We start from the raw sequence: 17,530 nt of genomic DNA, 5'->3' as shown, positions 1-17,530 counted from the left end.
GGCTCAGGCCAGTTTCGACGCGTGGACCAAGTACTACCGGCCCGACGAAAACAGCCCCAATGCGACGAGCAACTACTACGCGCAGGGTGCGCTGGTGGCGCTGTGCCTGGACCTGAGCCTGCGGGCGCGCGGGTCCAGCCTGGATGCGTTGATGGCCCGGCTATGGGCCAGCAGCGAGGGCGGGCCGGTCAGCGAGGCCGACATCCTCGCGGCCGTGACTGCGCTGGGCGGTGACGAGGTCGCGGCGCAGTTGCACGGCTGGGTCCATGGCACCGATGAGCTGCCGCTGCGCGAGCTGCTCGCCACGCACGGCATCGACTGGCGCGACGATGGCCGGCAAAGCGTCGCCCAGCGGCTCGGCCTGCGGGCGCGGGAGTCGGCGTTGACAGGCGTGCAGGTCAGCCACGTGCTGACCGGTGGCGCGGCGCAGGCCGGCGGCGTCAGCGCGCGCGACGAGATCCTGGGCTGCAACGGTTGGCGGCTGCGCCGGCTGGACGACGCGCCCGGCCTGCTGGCGGCGGGCGATACGCGGCTGCAGCTGCTCGTCAGTCGTGACCAGCGGCTCGTCGAGCTGGAGGTCGACCTGCCGCCCGTGCGGCCCGCCGCCGTCGCTCTGGCCTTGGCCGACGGTGCGCCGGCCACTCGGCGTTACTGGCTCGGCGCCTGACTCCCATGAAGAGCCCGCGGCCGCCCTGGCTGCTGGTGCTGGCCGTGGCGGCCCTGCACCTGCTGCTTGGCCACGAGGTGCAGCGCATCCAGGAGGGCTGGCGGCACGAGGGCCCGCCGCCCATGCCGCCGCGCATGCAGGTCGAGTTCGTGCAGGAGATGGCGATGCAGGCGCCGGTTCGCGTGCGCGTGGTGCCTCCACCGCCAGCGCCGCAGCCCGAGCGGGCCGCAGCGCCGGCTGCAGCCGCAGCGATGGCGCAGGCAGCATCCGAGGCGGCTTCAGCGCCCGAACCCGCGCCTGAATCCATGCCTGAACCTACGCCCGAGCGTGTCGCCGAAGCCGCTTCGGCGCCGGCCGAAGCTGCCTCGAGCGTCGCCCAGGCCGCTTCGGCCGCCGAACCCGGCGCCGAGTGGCCGCTGTCCACCCGCCTGACCTACGCGCTGACCGGCAACTACCGCGGCCCGGTGTATGGCGAGGCCCAAGTCGAATGGCTGCGCAAGGGCAACGAATACCAGGTGCATCTGGACGTCGCCGTCGGCCCCAGCTTTGCGCCCTTCATCACCCGGCGCATGAGCAGCCAGGGCCAGTTGACGTCCGAGGGCATCGCGCCGCAGCGCTACGACGAGGAGACCAAGTTCATCCTCGGCGACGCCCGCCGCGCCAGCATCTTCTTCTTGCCCGCTGAAGTGCAGCTCGCCACCGGCCAACGACAGCCCACGCAACGCGGCGCGCAGGACTCGGCCAGTCAGTTCGTGCAGCTGACCTGGCTCTTCATGACCGGCCGCGAGCCGCTGCAAGCCGGCCGCATCGTGCAGTTCCCGCTGGCGCTGCCGCGCAAGCAGTACGCCTGGCAGTACGAGGTGCTGGGCGAGGCCGTGCTGGACACGCCGATGGGCCCCGTCGCCAGCTGGCATGTCAGGCCGACGGCGCAGACGCGCGCGCAGGTGGGCGGTGGCGACCTGGTCGCCGAGGCGTGGCTGGCACCGTCGCTGCAATACCTGCCCGTGCGCCTCGTCATCCGCCAGGACGAGCAGACCTACATCGACTTGATGCTCAAGAGCGCGCCGCTGCAGGCCGCGCCAGAATCAGGCAACGACATCCCCCGAAGGCTGAGCCAATGACCTACGAATGCATCCTCACTGCCGTGCACGGCGACGGCGCGCGCAAGACTGCGCTGATCACGCTGAACCGCCCCAAGGCACTGAACGCGCTCAACGACCAGCTGATGGACGAGCTGGGCGAGGCGCTGCTGGCCTTCGACGCCGACGAGGGCATCGGCTGCATCGTGCTGACCGGCTCGGAGCGCGCCTTCGCGGCCGGCGCCGACATCCCGACCATGCTGCCCCACACCTTCGTCACGGCCTTCAAGACCGGCTTGCTCTCCAGGAACTGGGAAACCATCCTGCAGGTGCGCAAGCCCGTCATCGCGGCGGTGGCCGGCTTCGCTTTGGGCGGCGGCTGCGAGCTGGCCATGATGTGCGACTTCATCATCGCCGCCGACTCGGCCAAGTTCGGTCAGCCGGAGATCAAGCTCGGCATCGTGCCCGGCGCCGGTGGCACGCAGCGCCTGCCGCGCTCGATCGGCAAGAGCAAGGCGATGGACATGCTGCTGACGGCCCGCATGATGGGCGCCGCCGAGGCCGAGAGCGCCGGCCTGGTATCCCGCGTCGTGCCGGCGGACAAACTGCTGGAAGAGGCGTTGTCGGCTGCCGAGACCATCAACGGCTTCAGCGGCCCGTCGGCGGCACTCATCAAGGAGTTGGTGAACCTCGCCTACCAGACGCCGCTGACCGACGGCGTGGCTGTGGAGCGCCGCTACTTCCACGCGCTTTTCGGCAGCCACGACCAGCGCGAGGGCATGGAAGCCTTTCTGGCCAAGCGGGCGCCGAACTTTGAGCACCGGTGATTCACCGTTGATCGCTTGTGGCGAAACGATGACGAACTAGGGGTGACTGTTTGCGTTGGAAGAATAGTCAGTTCCCGCCAGCCTGGTGTTTCTACTGAGACTGGCTGCCTACAGTTCAGGCCATGGACAAAGCGGTCGCGTTGTCCGAATGACCCAAGCAGGTCGTTCCTGCCACTGAAGGAGCCCGTCATGAGCAAGCTTTCCACCATCATCGCCGCCACCCTGCTGATCGCCGCCGGTGCCGCATCCGCCCAAACCACGCCGCTGACCCGCGAGCAAGTCGTCGCCGACCTGGCTGCCGCTCGCAACAGCGGCGAACTCGCCACCATCCAGGGTGAAGTCGGCGTCGCAGTGACGACCCCGGCCAGCGCCAAGGCTGCCGCAGTCGCCACCAGCACGCTGCCCCGTCATGCCGTGCTGACGATCCGGTCGACCGATGCTCGCAGCGTCGATCAGGTCGTTTCCGACCAAGGCGAAAACGCAGCCCGCGAACTTGGGGATTTCCCGGCTCCGGTAGCCCGCCGCGCCTCCTCGCTGGCCAGCCGCCGTTGAGCAAGTACTGAAACAACGGTTTCAAACTGATGAAAGGCGACCCGAGAGGGTCGTTTTTTGTCTGCCATGGCCGAACCCTGCGCGGGCGCTCGGCCCGTCGGAAACGGCGATGGTTCAAGATTGAGTTTGTTTCTCATTCTATTCAAAATTCGTATTTTGACTAGAATGAGAAACTTATGCCTGCCAAAGCACCGCCTGTTCCGCCTGCCGTCGCGAGCCAGCTCGAAGCGCTGGGTCAGCGCATCCGCGCACAGCGCGAGCGGCAGAAGGTGACGGCGACCGACGCTGCGGAGGCGGCAGGCATGTCGCGCGTGACGCTGCACCGCGTCGAGCGTGGCGAGCCCTCGGTAACGATGGGCGCCTACCTTAGCGCGATGTCGGCTGTCGGGCTGAGCCTGCAGGTGAGGGAGCCTGATGTGGCGTTCGCCACCGCATTGCCGAAGATCGTGCGGTTGGACGACTACCCCGCGCTCAAGCAACTCGCCTGGCAGCTGCCGGGTGTCACCGAGCTGAGCCCGGCGCAGGCGCTGGACCTCTACGAGCGCAATTGGCGCCACCTCGACCGCCAGGGCCTGGCGCCGCACGAGCGGCGGCTGATCCAGGCGCTGGCCGACGAGTTGGGCGGAGGGCGCTTGCTTGTTTGAGCGCGAGCACCACCGCCGCATCGCGGCCGTGCTTGGCGCGATGGATGCGCAGGTGTTGGCGGCCCATGCCTGCTGGTTCGGCGGCGGCACGGCCATGGCGCTGCGCTACGGCGAATACCGCGAGTCGGTGGACATTGACTTCCTCGTGTCCGACCTCGCCGGCTACCGTGCGCTGCGCCAGCTGCTGACCGGCCCGGCTGGCCTCGGCGCAATCACCCGCGCCGGCGCCACGCTGACGGCCGTGCGCGAGCTGCGTGCCGACCAGTACGGCCTGCGCACGCTGGTGCGTGAAGGCGGCGTGGCGATCAAGTTGGAGATCGTGCTGGAGGCGCGCATCGCTTTCGATCCGCCCGGCCCGGCCGACGCCATCGCCGGCGTGGCCGGGCTGACGCCGCTGGACCTCGCCGCCGGCAAGCTGCTGGCCCTGGCCGACCGCTGGCGCGACGACAGCGTCTTCAGCCGCGACCTGATCGACCTGGCCATGATGCAGCCGGCCAGGCCGCTGCTGCGCGCGGCCATCGCGAAGGCGGCTTCGGCTTACGGCGACAGCATCGAAAGCAGCCTGACCAAGGCTGTGCAGGACCTGCGCGACCGCCCGAACCGGCTCAACGCCTGCATGGGTGCGATGCAGATGAAGACGTTGTCCAAAGCTCAGTTGTGGTCGCGTATCAAGGCGCTGGAGAAGCGCTGACGCTTCAGGCCTCCGGACGCAACGCCGGGAACAAGATGACGTCGCGGATCACGTGGTCAGCGAGCCCGTGTTTCCGGTTCAGTGCCGTGCTTCCAGCCAGGCACATTGACGTAGTAGCGAAGGGCCTTGCCTGCGCCGGTCGTCCAAAGCAGCTCGCGCTTGACCATTGCGGCCAGGTCGCGCGTGGCGGTCGGCTTGGAGGCGCCGGTCATCTTGCCGTACTTCTCGGCGTTCAGGCCGCCCAGGAAGCCGCCGTCGCCATCGTCGAGCAGACGCTGCAGCACCCGACGTTGACGCTCATTGAGCTCGCTGACTGCGTCCTGCTCTAGGAACCTGCGCTTCACCAATGCTTGGTCGATCGTGTTGCCAGCTTTGGCATACGCAGCCGCGCACTTCTGTACAAACCAGTTCACCCAGGTCGTCGCGTCGAGGCTGTCACGCTGGCACGCATTGAGGTGGTCGTAGTAGTCCGCGCGCGAGTCGAGCAACTGCCGCGACAAGCTGAACAGCCGAATGGGTGTTTTGAGATATTGCGCCACCGCCATGTCGACGATGGCGCGTCCTATGCGCCCGTTGCCATCCTCGAACGGGTGAATGCTCTCAAACCACAGATGCGCGATGGCCGCGCGTGCCAGCCCGTCGAGGCGAGGCGATGGTCCCCGCCCGGGCGTGGTCCCGTTGAACCAAGCCAGGAATCTCTCCACCTCCACTGGCACATTTTTCGACGGCGGTGCCTCGTAGTAGACGACTTCGCGGCCAGGGCGGCCGCCCACGATCTGCATCGGATCCTCGTGGTCACGAAACCGTCCAACCGCAATGCGCTGGATGCCTGAGGTGCCTCCTGGAAAAAGGGCAGATTGCCACCTGCAGAGCCTGTCGACGTCAAGGGGCAAATCATGAGCTTCGGTTGCATCCGCAATGACTGCCACCAGTCCATCTACGCTGCGATTGACCGGCCCGTCAGCTTTCAGTCCCAATCGCCGCTTGACCGAGGATCGGACAGCATCCATCGACAGCGTCTGGCCTTCAATCGCGGCTGTGGTCAGGACCTCATCCGCCATTGCGGCAAGCGCGACCTCGTTCGTGCTGGTCAGCCCGATCGCAGCGGCCTTGCCTTCCATGATTCCGTGCAGCCGGTAGGCTTCAGCAAGCGCCTCGATGACCGCCGGTTGATCACAAATGAAGTCGGGCCAATTGGCAAGTTGCCAAATCCAGCGAGGTGCAGCAGCCATCATGAGCCGAATATTACGTTATTCGGCTCAAAAACTGATCTGTATTTTGGATGTGCGGCTCACAGGAAAGGCCGCAGCGGCCTACAGCGACAGCATCAGCTGTGGTCGCGCATCAAGGCGCTGCAGCAGCGCTGACGCTTCAAGCCTCGCGGCGCAGCGCCGGGAACAAGATCACATCGCGAATCGACGGCGAGTCGGTGATCAGCATCATCAGCCGGTCGATGCCGATGCCGCAGCCACCCGTCGGGGGCATGCCGTACTCAAGCGCGCGGATGAAGTCGGCGTCGTAGAACATCGCCTCCTCGTCGCCGGCATCTTTGTTGGCCACCTGGGCGTGGAAGCGCGCGGCCTGGTCCTCGGCGTCGTTCAGCTCGGAGAAGCCGTTGGCGTACTCGCGGCCGGTGATGAAGAGCTCGAAACGCTCGGCGATCTTGGGGTTGTCGTCAGACGCACGGGCCAGCGGCGAGACCTCGACGGGGTAGTCGATGATGAAAGTCGGCTCCCAGAGCATCGCTTCGACGACGGCCTCGAACAGGCCGAACTGCAGCTCGGCCAGGCCCCAGCGGGCAGGCGCGTCTTCACCGGCGGCCACGATCCTGGCGCGCAGCACCTCGGCGTTGTCGGCCTCGTCACCGGTCAGCCCGGCGAACTGGATCAGCGAATCACGCACCGACACACGCGCGAACGGCTTGTCCAGCGCCACCGGCTTGCCCGCATACGTCAGCGCGGCGCTGCCCGTGGCGGCTATTGCCGCGTGGCGCAGCACGGCCTCGGTGAAGTCCATCTGGTCGTGATGCGTCCAGTAGGCCGCATAGAACTCCATCATCGTGAACTCGGGGTTATGCCGAACCGAGATGCCTTCGTTGCGGAAGTTGCGGTTGATCTCGAACACGCGCTCGAAGCCGCCCACCACCAGCCGCTTGAGGTACAGCTCCGGCGCGATGCGCAGGAACATTTCCTGATCCAGCGCGTTGTGGTGGGTCTTGAACGGCTTGGCGTTGGCGCCACCCGGGATGGGGTGGAGCATCGGCGTCTCGACCTCCAGGAAGCCGTGCTCCACCATGAAGCTGCGGATGGCCGACACCGCCTTGGAGCGCGCCGTGAAGCGCTTGCGTGCGTCTTCGTCGGTGATCAGGTCGACATAGCGCTGGCGGTACTTCTGCTCCTGGTCGCTCATGCCGTGGAACTTGTCCGGCAGCGGGCGCAGGCTCTTGGTCAGCAGGCGCAGCGTGGTGACGGTGATCGTCAGCTCGCCGGTCTTGGTCTTCATCAGCGTGCCTTCGCCGCCGAGGATGTCGCCCAGGTCCCAGTGCTTGAACTGGTCATAGAGCTCGGGGCCGAGGTTGTCGATGGTCACGCGCAGCTGGATGCGGCCGGTGGCGTCCTGCAGAGTGCAGAAGCTGGCCTTGCCCATCACCCGCTTGAGCATCATGCGGCCGGCCACCGTGACCTTGACGGCCTGCGGCTCCAGCTCCTCGTTGGGCACCTCGCCGTACTGCGCATGCAGCGCGTCGGCGCGGTGCTGGGGCTTGAAGTCGTTGGGGAAGGGCACCGCCGTCGTGGCCCGGATAGCGGCCAGTTTTTCGCGGCGCTCGGCGATCAGTTGGTTCTCGTCTGCCTGAGCGGGCACTTGGGTGGGCGGGGTCGTGTTGGTCATTGCGGGCCTAGGGTGAATCCAGGATTTTAGGGAGGTACCGAGCCGGTCCCGGCTGAGGGGCACCGCGCCTTCCTACAATCCCGCGCCCCATGAGCCTTAAGCGCGCCACTCTCACCTTGCTTGCCGGCAGCGCGCTGGCCCAGGCCATCCCGCTTTTGCTGGGCCCGTGGATCGCGCGGCTGTACACGCCGGCGGAGTACGGCCAGTTCTCCCTCGTGTGGACGGTGGCGAGCAATCTGGCCGTCGTCGGCTGCGCGCGCTACGAGTTCGCGCTGGCGTTGGAAACAAGCGAGCAGGGCGCTAGCGCGCTGCTGGCGCTGTGCCTGCGCATGCTGTTGGCGATAACGGCCATGGCCATCCTCGTCGGCGCGGCGTGGATGCTGTGGGCCGATCTGTCGGTCGCCGCAGCGCTCCCCCTTGTCGTGTTGGCGCTGGCGGCCAGTCAGGCGCTGGCGCAGTGGGCCGCGCGGGCAGGGCGCTTCGCCGTGCTGGCCTGGGGGCGGGTCGTGCAATGGGGTGGCGGCGCGGTCGGCCAAGTCGGCTTCGGGCTGCTGCAGGCCGGCCCGTGGGGCTTGGTGGGCGGCGCGGCGCTAGCCACGGCCGCTGCGGCCGCGCTGCAGGCCCAGCCGGCGCCTGCGGGCGGCTGGCGCAGGCTGCTCGACTCGCAGCCGTTGCGCGACGTGGCCGACAAGCACCGCGACTTCCCGCTGCTGAACACGCCACACGCCTTTGCCGGCGCACTGCAGGACACATTGGCTATCGCGCTGCTGACGGCCTGGCTGGGCGACTCGCAAGCCGGCGCCTGGGCGCTGGCGCTGCGTTACCTGAAGGCGCCGGCCAGCCTTGTCGGCGGATCGCTGTCACAGGCTCTCTACCCGCGTCTCACGCAAGCGGGGAACCTGCTGGAGGCCCGCACGCTGGTGCGCCACAACATGCTGCTGCTCGCGGCCATCGCGCTGCCGCTGATGGTCGCGCTGCTGGCCTTCGGCCCCTGGCTGTTCGCCACCGTCTTTGGCCCGGAGTGGCGTGGCGCCGGGGAGCTGGCGCGTTCACTCGCCCCCTACATCGCCTTGCACTTCATTGCGTCGCCGCTGTCGGTCGTCACGATGGCCTGGGGCGCGCAGGCCTGGGCGCTGAAGCTCGCGCTGGTGGGGCAGGTGATGTTTGTCGGCGGGCTGGCGGCGGGGCTGCACCTCGGTGGCCTGGCCGGCGCGGGGTGGGGTGTGTCTGCGGCGATGCTGCTCTACTTCGGCTACTTTTTCTGGGCACTCTGGACCTGGGACTGATGCGCGTCTTCCTCAACCGTCTGCGTCGCCGCCTCGTGCGGATGATCGGCTTTCGCATGCTCTTCGGCGAAGCCGGCGCGCCGCATTCGCGCATCGCGCCCAGCACCTGCATCGAAGGCGAGCACGCGCTGCAACTTGGCGACCACGTGTTCATCGGCCAGTTCAATTTCATCGACGCGAGTGCCGGTCTCGTTATCGAGGAAGGCGTTCAGATCACCAACTTCTGTTCCATCGTGACCCACAGCACCCACGCCGCACTGCGCGTGAACGGCCGCCGCACGGCCACGTTGGGCGGCGAGGTTCCGGGTTACCGCAAGGCGCCGATCTGTCTCGGCGCCTACAGCTTCGTCGGCCCGCACAGCCTCATCGAGCCCGGTGCCGTGCTCGGCAAGGGCGCCATCCTGTGCGCCTATTCGCAACTGCGCGGCACCGCGCCGGACTTCGCAATCATGTCCGGCCAGCCCGCCCGCCAGGTGGGTGATACACGAGAGCGCGACGCGGCGTTGCTGGCGAAACACCCGGAACTTCGCGAGGCCTACGCGGCCTGGTCGGGAGTCCGCGTATGAGCCTCGGCGGCGGCCTCAAGCTTGTCCTCATCGGCGACGGCGAAAGCCCCCATCTGCTGAAGTGGGCGCGCGCGCTGCAACCTCGTGTGCAGTTGCATGCCATCTCGTCGCGCGGCTTCCTGCCCGAGTTCCTGCAGCTGCTGCCCGACGCAAGGCGCCTGGCGCTGAACACCGAGCCCGACCACGCCGGCGGCAACGTTGCGCTGATCAAGCAACTGCCCCGCATCGGCGCCTGGCTGGCCGACACCGATGCCGACTGGCTGCATGCCCATTACCTGACCTCGCATGGCTCGCTGGCCTGGGCCGCCAAGTTGGGTTGGCGGCTGCGCGCGCAGATCGCCGGCTCCGCCTGGGGCAGCGACATCCTCGTGACGGCCCAGCGCGGTGGCGCCTGGCGCTGGATGACCAAGAAGGTGCTGCGCAATTGCACGCTGGCAACGTCCGATTCGCTCTACATGACGGAGCGCATGCGTGAGCTGGGCGCGGGCGAGGTGATGACGTTTCCCTTCGGTCTAGAAGCCATGCCTAAGCAGAGCGCCAAGAAGCAGCCCTGGCTCTGCTTCGCCAACCGGGGCCTGGAGCCGATCTACCGGCCGCAACGGGTCATCGAGGCCTTCGCGCACATCGCAGCGGCCCAGTCGGAGGCGCGCCTCGTCGTCGCCAACGATGGCTCGCTGCGCACGGTGCTGGAGGCCGATGTCGTGGCACGCGGTCTTGCCGACCGGGTCAGCTTTGTCGGCCGCCTGGACGCCGCTACGCAGGCCTCGCACTACGCCCGCTCAACCTGGTTCCTGAGCCTGCCCGAAAGCGACTCCGTGTCCGTCTCCGTGCTCGAGGCCATGGCCCACGGCTGCGTGCCGCTGCTATCCGACCTGCCCGCCAATCGTGAGGTCATCGGCGACTCGGCGCGGGGCCTCATCGTCGGTTCTCTCGCCGATCTGCCGGCGCGCATGGCGGCGCTGGACAACGCGCGGCTCGCCACCATCAACCGCGACTGGGTTGCTGCGAATGGCCTTTTCGAGCCGCACGTTCAGCGCTTCCTCACCCGCCTCAAAGAACTGACGCCCGCGTGAGGATCCTTCTCGTCAACCACTACGCCGGCTCACCGCGCCACGGCATGGAGTTCCGGCCTTACTACCTCGCCCGCGAGTGGGTGAGGGCAGGGCACGAAGTCACCATCGTCGCGGCCAGCCACTCGCACGTGCGGGCTGTGCAGCCCGAGATGGCGGTCCAGCCGCGCGAGGAGCTCATCGACGGCATCCGCTACCGCTGGCTGCCGGTGCCCGCCTACCAGGGCAACGGTGTCGGGCGGCTGCGCAACATCTTCTCCTTCCTGCGCCAGTTGCGCGCCGACGCTGGGCGGCTGACGCGCGAGTTCAAGCCCGATGCCGTCATCGCTTCCAGCACCTATCCGATGGACATCTGGGTCGCGAGGAAGCTCGCGCGCCTCGCCAAGGCCAAGCTGGCCTATGAGGTGCACGATCTCTGGCCGCTGTCGCTCATCGAGCTGTCCGGCATGTCGCCGCGCCACCCCTTCGCGATGCTGTGCGGCAAGGCCGAGGCAGACGCCTACCGTGACGCCGACGTCGTCGTCTCCATGCTGCCCTGCGTGCACGAGCACATGGCCTCCCGGGGCCTGGACTTGCGCAAGCTGCACATCGTGCCCAACGGCTTTGCGCCGGAGGAATGGCAGGGCGACGCCGCGCCGCTGGGCGCCGAGCTGGCGGCTCATCTGGCTGCTGAACGCGCCGCCGGTCGCGTCGTTGTCGGCTACGCCGGCTCCATGGGCCTGCCCAACGCGCTGGACGTGCTGCTCGACGCGGCTGCGCGGCTGAAGGATGGGCCGCTGAGCTTCGTGCTCGTCGGCAGCGGTCATGAAGCCAGGCGCCTCACCGAGCGTGTCTCCGCCGAAGGGCTGATGAACGTCCGCTTCTTTCCGCCCATCCCCAAGGCCCAGATCCCGACACTGCTCGCGGGCTTCGACATCGCCTACATCGGCTGGCAGCGCACGCCCATCTACCGCTTCGGCATCGCGCCCAACAAGCTCATCGACTATCTGATGGCCAGCCGCGTCGTGCTGCATTCGGTCGAGGCCGGCAACGACCCGGTAGCCGAAGCCGATGCCGGTCTGACGGTGCCGCCGGAGGATGCCGAGGCTGTCGCCCAAGGCCTGCTCAAACTCGCCGCCCTGTCCCCCGACGAGCGCGCCGCGCTGGGCCAGCGCGGCCGCGCCTTCGCGATGGCCCACCACGCCTATCCCGTGCTCGCTGCTCGCTTCATCGAGGCCCTGAAGTGAGCGAACTGGACGCCATCGCCCAACGCTACGCCCGCCGCGAGGCTGACGATCGCTACAGCCTGCTGCGCCCCGAGGTCTGGCAGATGTGGCAGGAGCGCCAGCGCGAGTTGTTGAAGCTGCTGGCCAAGCGGCCCGGCATGCCCGCCGAATGGCGTGCCACCGAGGTCGGCTGCGGAGCCGGTGGCAACTTGCTCGACCTGCTGCGCCTGGGCCTGCTGCCTGCGCACCTGACCGGCGTCGAACTGCTGCCCAAACGCTTGGCCGCCGCCCGCGCCGCGCTGCCCGAAGGTGTCCGCCTGCTAGCCGGCGATGCGTCCACCGCAGATGTGGCGCCCGCCAGCCAGGATCTTGTTCTCCAATCCACTGTCTTTTCTTCGATCCTCGACGACGAGCTACAGCAACGCGTGGCCGACGCGATTTGGCGTTGGCTCAAGCCCGGTGGCGCCGTGGTTTGGTACGACTTCACCGTCAACAACCCGCGCAACCCCGATGTGCGCGGCGTGCCGCTGAAGCGCGTGCGCGAGCTCTTCCCGCAAGGTCGCCTGACCGCCCGCCGCGTGACGCTCGCGCCACCGCTCGCGCGTGCGCTGCCGGGGGCCTATCCATTGCTCAATCTGCTGCCTTTGCTGCGCACGCACCGCCTTGTGCTGATCGAGAAGCCCTGATGTACGAAAATACCCCTCGATGAGTGCCCAGCCCTTCCTCCCCTTCGCCCTGCCCGACATCGGCGACGACGAGATCGCCGAGGTCGTCGACACGCTGAAATCCGGCTGGATCACGACCGGCCCCAAGGCCAAGCGCTTCGAGCAGGCCTTCGCCGAGTTCTTGGGCGATCCCGAGATCGAATGCATCGCCGTCAACTCGGCGACCGCCGGCCTGCATCTCGCGCTGGAGGCCATTGGCATCGGCCCGGGTGACGAGGTCATCACGACGACCCACACCTTCACAGCCACCGCCGAAGTCGTGCGCTACCTCGGCGCCGACGTGAAGCTCGTCGACATCGACCCCGCGACGCTCAACATCGACATCGCCGCCATCGAAGCCGCAATCACGCCGCGCACCAAGGCCATCCTGCCGGTGCACTACGCAGGCCTGGCCGTCGACATGCTGGCCATCCTCGACATCGCTCGTCGTCACGGTCTGCGCGTCATAGAGGACGCCGCCCACGCGCTGCCGACGACGCTGGAGAAAGAGCTGATTGGCACCCTCGGTAGCGACGCCACTGTCTTCAGTTTCTACGCCAACAAGACCATGACAACGGGCGAGGGTGGCATGCTCGTCACTCGTAACGCCGAGCTCGCCAAGCGCGCGCGCGTCATGCGTCTGCACGGCATGAGCCGCGACGCCTTCGACCGCTTCACGGCCAAGGTGCCCAGTTGGTACTACGAGATCGTCGCGCCAGGGTTCAAGTACAACCTGACGGATATCGCTGCGGCGCTGGGGCTCCACCAGCTGAAGCGTCTGCCTTCGTTCCAGCGCCGCCGCGAACAGATCGCAGCGCGCTTCAACGAAGCCTTCGCCGACCTGCCGTTGCTGCCGCCGCCGTTGGCCATTGAAGGCGACACGCATGCATGGCACCTCTACGTCGTGCGCCTGGCCGACGATGTGCCCATCACCCGCGACGCCTTCATCGAAGGCATGTACGCCGCCGGCATCGGCTGCAGTGTTCATTACGTGCCGTTGCACCTGCATCCTTACTGGCGCGACCACTACGGGCTGACGCCGGAGCAGTTCCCGCAGTCGCAGAAGGCCTTCGAGCGCATGCTGAGTCTGCCGCTGTACACGGCCATGAGCGACGCCGATGTAGAACGCGTCATCTCTGCGGTTCGAGGCCTACTGGCCTGACGCGACGTTGATCAAGCGCTTGTTCGACATCGTCTGCGCGGCGCTGGGTCTGCTGCTGCTGACGCCGTTGCTGGTGGCTGCTGCCCTGTGGGTCAAGCTCGATTCACCGGGCCCGGCGCTCTTCCGCCAGACCCGCGTGGGCCGCCATGGTGTGCCTTTCACCATCCACAAGTTCCGCACCATGCGGGTAGCGCCGGGCGCGGCCATCACCGTGGGTGCTGATCCGCGCATCACCCGCGCCGGCCGCTGGCTGCGCGCCAGCAAGCTCGATGAGCTGCCCCAGCTGTGGGACGTGCTGCGAGGCGTGATGAGCCTCGTCGGTCCCCGGCCTGAACTGCCCCACTACGTCGTCCTATACCCCGCCGACCTGCGAGAGCAGGTGCTGGCCGTGCGCCCCGGCATCACCGACCCTGCATCGTTGGCCTTCAGCCAGGAGGCAGCACTGCTGGCTGAGGCTGCCGACCCAGAGCGCGAGTACCGGGAAGTCATCCTTCCGGCCAAGTTGAAGTTGTCCGCCGCTTACGCTGCGAAGGCGAGCCTTCTGACAGACTTGCGGGTCATCCTGCGCACGCTCGTCCGCGTCGTTCGCAGCTGAGCCCTGACAATCGCGACCCTATGGATTGGCAACGCTTCGATGTGCTTCTGACCCGTGTGCGCCCGCACCGGGAACGCCTCGCCTTGCTGCTGGACATCGCCGTGGTGGCGCTGGCCTGGCAGTTCACCTACCTCTTCCGGCTCGGCTTCGAGCGCTGGTTCTCCGCACGGCCCGGTTACGACAGCCTGGTGCTGCTGGGTGCGCTGGGTATCTATGCCGCCGCGTTGCTGATCCTGCGCGTCCCGAAAGGCATGTGGCGCTTCTCCGGCTTCGGTGAGGTCAAGCGCTTGGCACTGGCCTGCAGCGGCGCAGGGCTGGTCACCGCAACGGCCGTACTAATGCTGCACCTAGACGGCGTCCCGCGTGCGGTGCTGGCCTTGCACCCCGTCTTCGCGCTCATGCTGCTGGCCATGATGCGCATGGGCTACCGCATGCTGTACGAGCACATGCGCAGCCGCATCAACGGCAGCGCGCTGGAGCAGAGGCGGGCGCTGGTCATAGGCGCTGGCGACGCCGGGCGCCTGCTGGTGGCCGGCCTGCAACACAGCCAGGGCTGGGTCATCGTGGGCTTTCTGGATGATGCGCCGGAGAAGCAGGGCGCCCGCGTGGCCGCCGTGCCGGTGCTGGGGCGGCTGGAGCATGCCGCTGAATTCGCGACCTTGCACGGCATCACCCATCTAATCGTCGCGATGCCCGGTGCCAGTGTGCAGCAGCGTCGCCAGGCGCTGGACCTCGCTGGCAAGGTCGGCCTGCCGGTGCTGACCGTGCCCAGCAGCGAGGAGCTGCTGTCCGGCCGCTCGGTCAACCAGGTGCGCGACATCGAACCTGAGGACCTGCTGGGCCGTGAGCCCGTTGAGCTGGACGAGGGCGGCATCAGCGAATGCCTGAACGGCAAGGTCGTTTTGATCACCGGCGCTGGTGGCTCCATCGGCTCCGAGCTTTGTCGTCAAGTAGCTCGCTATGGACCGGCCAGGATCGTGCTGTACGAACTCAGCGAGTTCGCGCTGTATACCGTCGAGCAGGAACTCGGCGACAAGTTCCCCAACATTCCGCTCGTGCGCCTGATCGGAGATGTCAAAGACCTGGAGCACTTGCGTTACGTCTTCGGTAGGTACACGCCGCAAGTCGTCTTCCATGCTGCCGCTTACAAGCATGTGCCGTTGATGGAGGAAGAGAATGCATGGGCGGCCCTGAGGAACAACACTTTGGGGACCTACCACGCCTGTTTGGCGGCGGCAGAGAGCGGAGCGGAGCGCTTTGTGTTGATCTCGACGGACAAAGCGGTCAACCCAACCAACGTGATGGGGGCGACCAAGCGGGCGGCGGAGCTGGTAATCAGCTACATGGCGACGCAGAGCCGTGCGACCAAGTTCATGGCCGTGCGCTTCGGCAATGTGTTGGGCTCCAGTGGAAGTGTGATTCCGAAGTTCAAGGAGCAGATCGCCAGGGGCGGGCCCGTAACGGTGACTCATCCGGAGATCACGCGCTACTTCATGACGATTCCTGAAGCGGCGAGATTGGTGGTGCAGGCGGGCGCGATAGGTCAGGATGGGCAGGTCTTCGTTCTGGAAATGGGCGAACCAGTGAAGATCGCAGACCTTGCGCGAGACTTGATCAGGCTGTCTGGCAATGGAGCGAGCGACGTCCGTATTGAGTTTTCAGGGTTGCGGCCGGGAGAGAAGTTGTACGAGGAGCTTCTGGGCGACGGCGATGAAGCGCAGGCGTCAGTGCATCCAATGCTGCGCATTGCAAAATTGCACGAGAACGGTGAACGCGCTTTGCTTTCTGAGCTCCTTATTACGGCTAGAGACGGCGTTGCTCAGTCCGATACGGACGTAAAACGTTTCTTAAGTGCTCTGATTAATGACTATGCACCGAGATACTGAGCGCTTCGGTACAGCGGCCAAGAGACAGGTTCTTTCGGCAGCGTCTGAGGTTCCATTTCCACGGCGATTGATTCTGTTGTTGATCAGCATCACGCTCGTGAATTTGCCGTTCTGGCTCTATGCGCAGGTGTACGCGGTCGAGCGTGCGCAGATTAATGTAGACCTGCTGCTTGCTGTCGCAGTTCTTGCCTGGCGTCGCATCCCCGGCATAGTGTTGCTGATTCTTTTATGGCTCATGGATGGAGTCGTCAGCCAATCGGCGACCTATTTCTTCACTACGCCAGCAGCTTTTCTTGACAGCGCCCGCTTCACGAAGGAAGTGGACATTCAACACTTGGTGGCGCCTGCCTTCTGGGTGGTCTGTGCGTTGTTTTGTGCCTCTGCCATTGCCACAGTGCGATTGGCGAGCGCGCGCCGAGCTGAGTGGACGTTGACGGTTGTCTTAGCACTCATACTTTTCGTTTTAGACACCGCCAACGGGTCTTCTCGTTATGCGTTCGGTGATCAGCGGTTGATCGCAATGAATATTGCCGGGAGCCCAGCAGTGACGCTGTTCCACCAGTTCCAAGCCGCGCGACGGCAGGAACCGCCAATCTCTGTCAAGGACGATCAGAGCATCGCCACTGCGGCTAGCATCCTTGATTGGGCGAACACGCACTCCGACGGTAGTGTTTGGCTCGTGCTGGTGGAGTCAATGGGCTTGATCAACAATGAAGAGCTCCGCGCGGCCGTAGCCTCTCCTCTAGAGGTCGCTAAAAGAGATGGCGGCTACAGTGTCGAGACGCTAGGCATGCCATTCAAAGGTGCGACAACCTTTGGCGAATTGAGGGCGCTGTGTCATCTGTACGGCAGTTATGCCAACATGACGCAGCAGCAAGCGGCGCAGTGCATGCCGGCTCGATTGGTGGCCGGAGGTTGGACTACCTTCGCCCTTCACGGCTTCACTGGGCGCATGTTTGATCGAAAGGACTGGTGGCGTGCAATCGGCTTTCAATCGACCTACTTCAAGGAAGATGCCGACAACTCTCAAAAATTGTGCGGCGGCGCATTTACGGGGTTGTGCGATGCGCCTCTTTTGAGTCGCTCGGCATACCTGCTGAGACAGCCAAAGCGATTTGTCTATACGCTGACATTGAACACACATCTACCGTTGGATCCTCATTCCGTCGGGGATGAGATGACTAAGGTGTGTTCCAGGGCCAGGGTGTCTGACTCGGTGTGCGAGATATCGTCGATGCATCGCGACGTCCTGAATGAGATCGTCACCTTGGCAAGCCAGGTGCCGAAGCCTCGACCCCTGATCGTGGTGATTGGGGATCATGCGCCGCCATTCCTTGACCGGCGATCGCGGGACGCCTTTCACAGCGCAACAGTTCCCGCATTCATCCTGCGTCCTCACTAAGTGGCATGAACCGGACGAGCACCCTGGATGATGGAAGACACTGGGGGTGTGCGGGCCAGCGCGGGTAGAGGTCGATCAATTCATTGATGGCCTTGGACCGCGATCTCTAAGTTGACCCGCTGCCGACCACTCGTACCCAGGATTGCCTGCGAGCGTTGTCCAATCCCATGCGGGTCTGGGCGCGCCTGACAGCCCACATTAAACAGAGCCACCGAGCTTGCTCGGCAGGCCGTTGGTCGGCGGCACCTGCGCTGGTCCGCACGCTTGTGATTGTTGTTCAAGCTGCAGGAGCCCGGCAATGGAAT

At 66.1% G+C, this 17,530-nt stretch carries 17 protein-coding genes; 15 read left to right on the top strand and 2 right to left on the bottom strand.

Translation table 11 applies throughout. The features are described from left to right. From ABIS05_RS08475 to ABIS05_RS08450, 6 genes are all read left to right on the top strand, one after another. The coding region (locus tag ABIS05_RS08475) for a PDZ domain-containing protein (RefSeq protein ID WP_348011174.1) at positions 1-667 on the top strand (667 nt) is incomplete at its 5' end. 5 nt (positions 668-672) lie between these two features. Beyond that, positions 673-1,788, top strand: coding sequence for a DUF3108 domain-containing protein (locus ABIS05_RS08470; protein ID WP_348011173.1), 1,116 nt, complete (start codon positions 673-675; stop codon positions 1,786-1,788). Further along, positions 1,785-2,573 carry an enoyl-CoA hydratase gene (locus tag ABIS05_RS08465; RefSeq protein ID WP_348011172.1) on the top strand — a complete coding sequence of 263 codons (789 nt, stop codon included), beginning with the start codon at positions 1,785-1,787 and terminating at the stop codon, positions 2,571-2,573. Before ABIS05_RS08470 ends, ABIS05_RS08465 begins: the two co-directional genes overlap by 4 nt. Positions 2,574-2,762: 189 nt before the next feature. Next, positions 2,763-3,125, top strand: a complete 363-nt coding sequence (locus ABIS05_RS08460) for a DUF4148 domain-containing protein (protein WP_348011171.1) — start codon at positions 2,763-2,765, stop codon at positions 3,123-3,125. A gap of 176 nt (positions 3,126-3,301) precedes the next feature. Beyond that, positions 3,302-3,769, top strand: coding sequence for a helix-turn-helix transcriptional regulator (locus ABIS05_RS08455; RefSeq protein WP_348011170.1), 468 nt, complete (start codon positions 3,302-3,304; stop codon positions 3,767-3,769). After that, positions 3,762-4,460: a nucleotidyl transferase AbiEii/AbiGii toxin family protein gene (locus tag ABIS05_RS08450; protein ID WP_348011169.1), complete on the top strand. Its 699-nt coding sequence runs from the start codon at positions 3,762-3,764 to the stop codon at positions 4,458-4,460. Before ABIS05_RS08455 ends, ABIS05_RS08450 begins: the two co-directional genes overlap by 8 nt. 56 nt (positions 4,461-4,516) lie before the next feature. Here ABIS05_RS08450 and ABIS05_RS08445 read toward each other — a convergent pair whose 3' ends face one another. Both ABIS05_RS08445 and lysS read right to left on the bottom strand, forming a co-directional pair. Continuing rightward, entirely contained in the window at positions 4,517-5,695 is a 1,179-nt protein-coding gene (locus tag ABIS05_RS08445) for a DUF4172 domain-containing protein (RefSeq protein ID WP_348011168.1), read from the bottom strand. 136 nt (positions 5,696-5,831) lie between these two features. Continuing rightward, complete coding sequence (gene lysS, locus ABIS05_RS08440) at positions 5,832-7,349, bottom strand: lysine--tRNA ligase (protein WP_348011167.1); 1,518 nt, start codon at positions 7,347-7,349, stop codon at positions 5,832-5,834. A gap of 89 nt (positions 7,350-7,438) precedes the next feature. On the opposite strand from lysS, the gene ABIS05_RS08435 reads away from it, so the two are divergent. From ABIS05_RS08435 to ABIS05_RS08395, 9 genes are all read left to right on the top strand, one after another. Beyond that, positions 7,439-8,635, top strand: a complete 1,197-nt coding sequence (locus tag ABIS05_RS08435; RefSeq protein ID WP_348011166.1) for an oligosaccharide flippase family protein — start codon at positions 7,439-7,441, stop codon at positions 8,633-8,635. Then, entirely contained in the window at positions 8,635-9,201 is a 567-nt protein-coding gene (locus tag ABIS05_RS08430) for an acyltransferase (RefSeq protein WP_348011165.1), read from the top strand. Before ABIS05_RS08435 ends, ABIS05_RS08430 begins: the two co-directional genes overlap by 1 nt. Then, positions 9,198-10,274, top strand: coding sequence for a glycosyltransferase (locus ABIS05_RS08425; RefSeq protein WP_348011164.1), 1,077 nt, complete (start codon positions 9,198-9,200; stop codon positions 10,272-10,274). The genes ABIS05_RS08430 and ABIS05_RS08425 overlap by 4 nt, the downstream gene beginning before the upstream one ends. Then, entirely contained in the window at positions 10,271-11,497 is a 1,227-nt protein-coding gene (locus tag ABIS05_RS08420; RefSeq protein ID WP_348011163.1) for a glycosyltransferase family 4 protein, read from the top strand. The genes ABIS05_RS08425 and ABIS05_RS08420 overlap by 4 nt, the downstream gene beginning before the upstream one ends. Beyond that, positions 11,494-12,162, top strand: coding sequence for a class I SAM-dependent methyltransferase (locus ABIS05_RS08415; protein WP_348011162.1), 669 nt, complete (start codon positions 11,494-11,496; stop codon positions 12,160-12,162). Before ABIS05_RS08420 ends, ABIS05_RS08415 begins: the two co-directional genes overlap by 4 nt. Positions 12,163-12,181: 19 nt before the next feature. Continuing rightward, positions 12,182-13,342: a DegT/DnrJ/EryC1/StrS family aminotransferase gene (locus ABIS05_RS08410; protein ID WP_348011161.1), complete on the top strand. Its 1,161-nt coding sequence runs from the start codon at positions 12,182-12,184 to the stop codon at positions 13,340-13,342. Between the two features lie 7 nt (positions 13,343-13,349). Further along, complete coding sequence (locus ABIS05_RS08405; RefSeq protein WP_348011160.1) at positions 13,350-13,937, top strand: sugar transferase; 588 nt, start codon at positions 13,350-13,352, stop codon at positions 13,935-13,937. Positions 13,938-13,957: 20 nt separating this feature from the next. Continuing rightward, the gene (locus tag ABIS05_RS08400; protein WP_348011159.1) at positions 13,958-15,823 is read left to right on the top strand and encodes a nucleoside-diphosphate sugar epimerase/dehydratase; all 1,866 of its coding nucleotides are present in this window, start codon (positions 13,958-13,960) and stop codon (positions 15,821-15,823) included. 79 nt (positions 15,824-15,902) lie between these two features. Next, positions 15,903-17,225 (top strand): hypothetical protein, encoded by a 1,323-nt coding sequence (locus ABIS05_RS08395; RefSeq protein WP_348011158.1) that lies wholly within the window; start codon positions 15,903-15,905, stop codon positions 17,223-17,225. The last annotated feature ends 305 nt before the right edge of the window (positions 17,226-17,530 follow it).

This window comes from Roseateles sp., assembly GCF_039929605.1.
GTDB lineage: Bacteria > Pseudomonadota > Gammaproteobacteria > Burkholderiales > Burkholderiaceae_C > Pelomonas.
The sequence above is the reverse complement of the archived record's forward strand: the minus strand, read 5'-3'. Positions and strand labels throughout refer to the sequence as shown.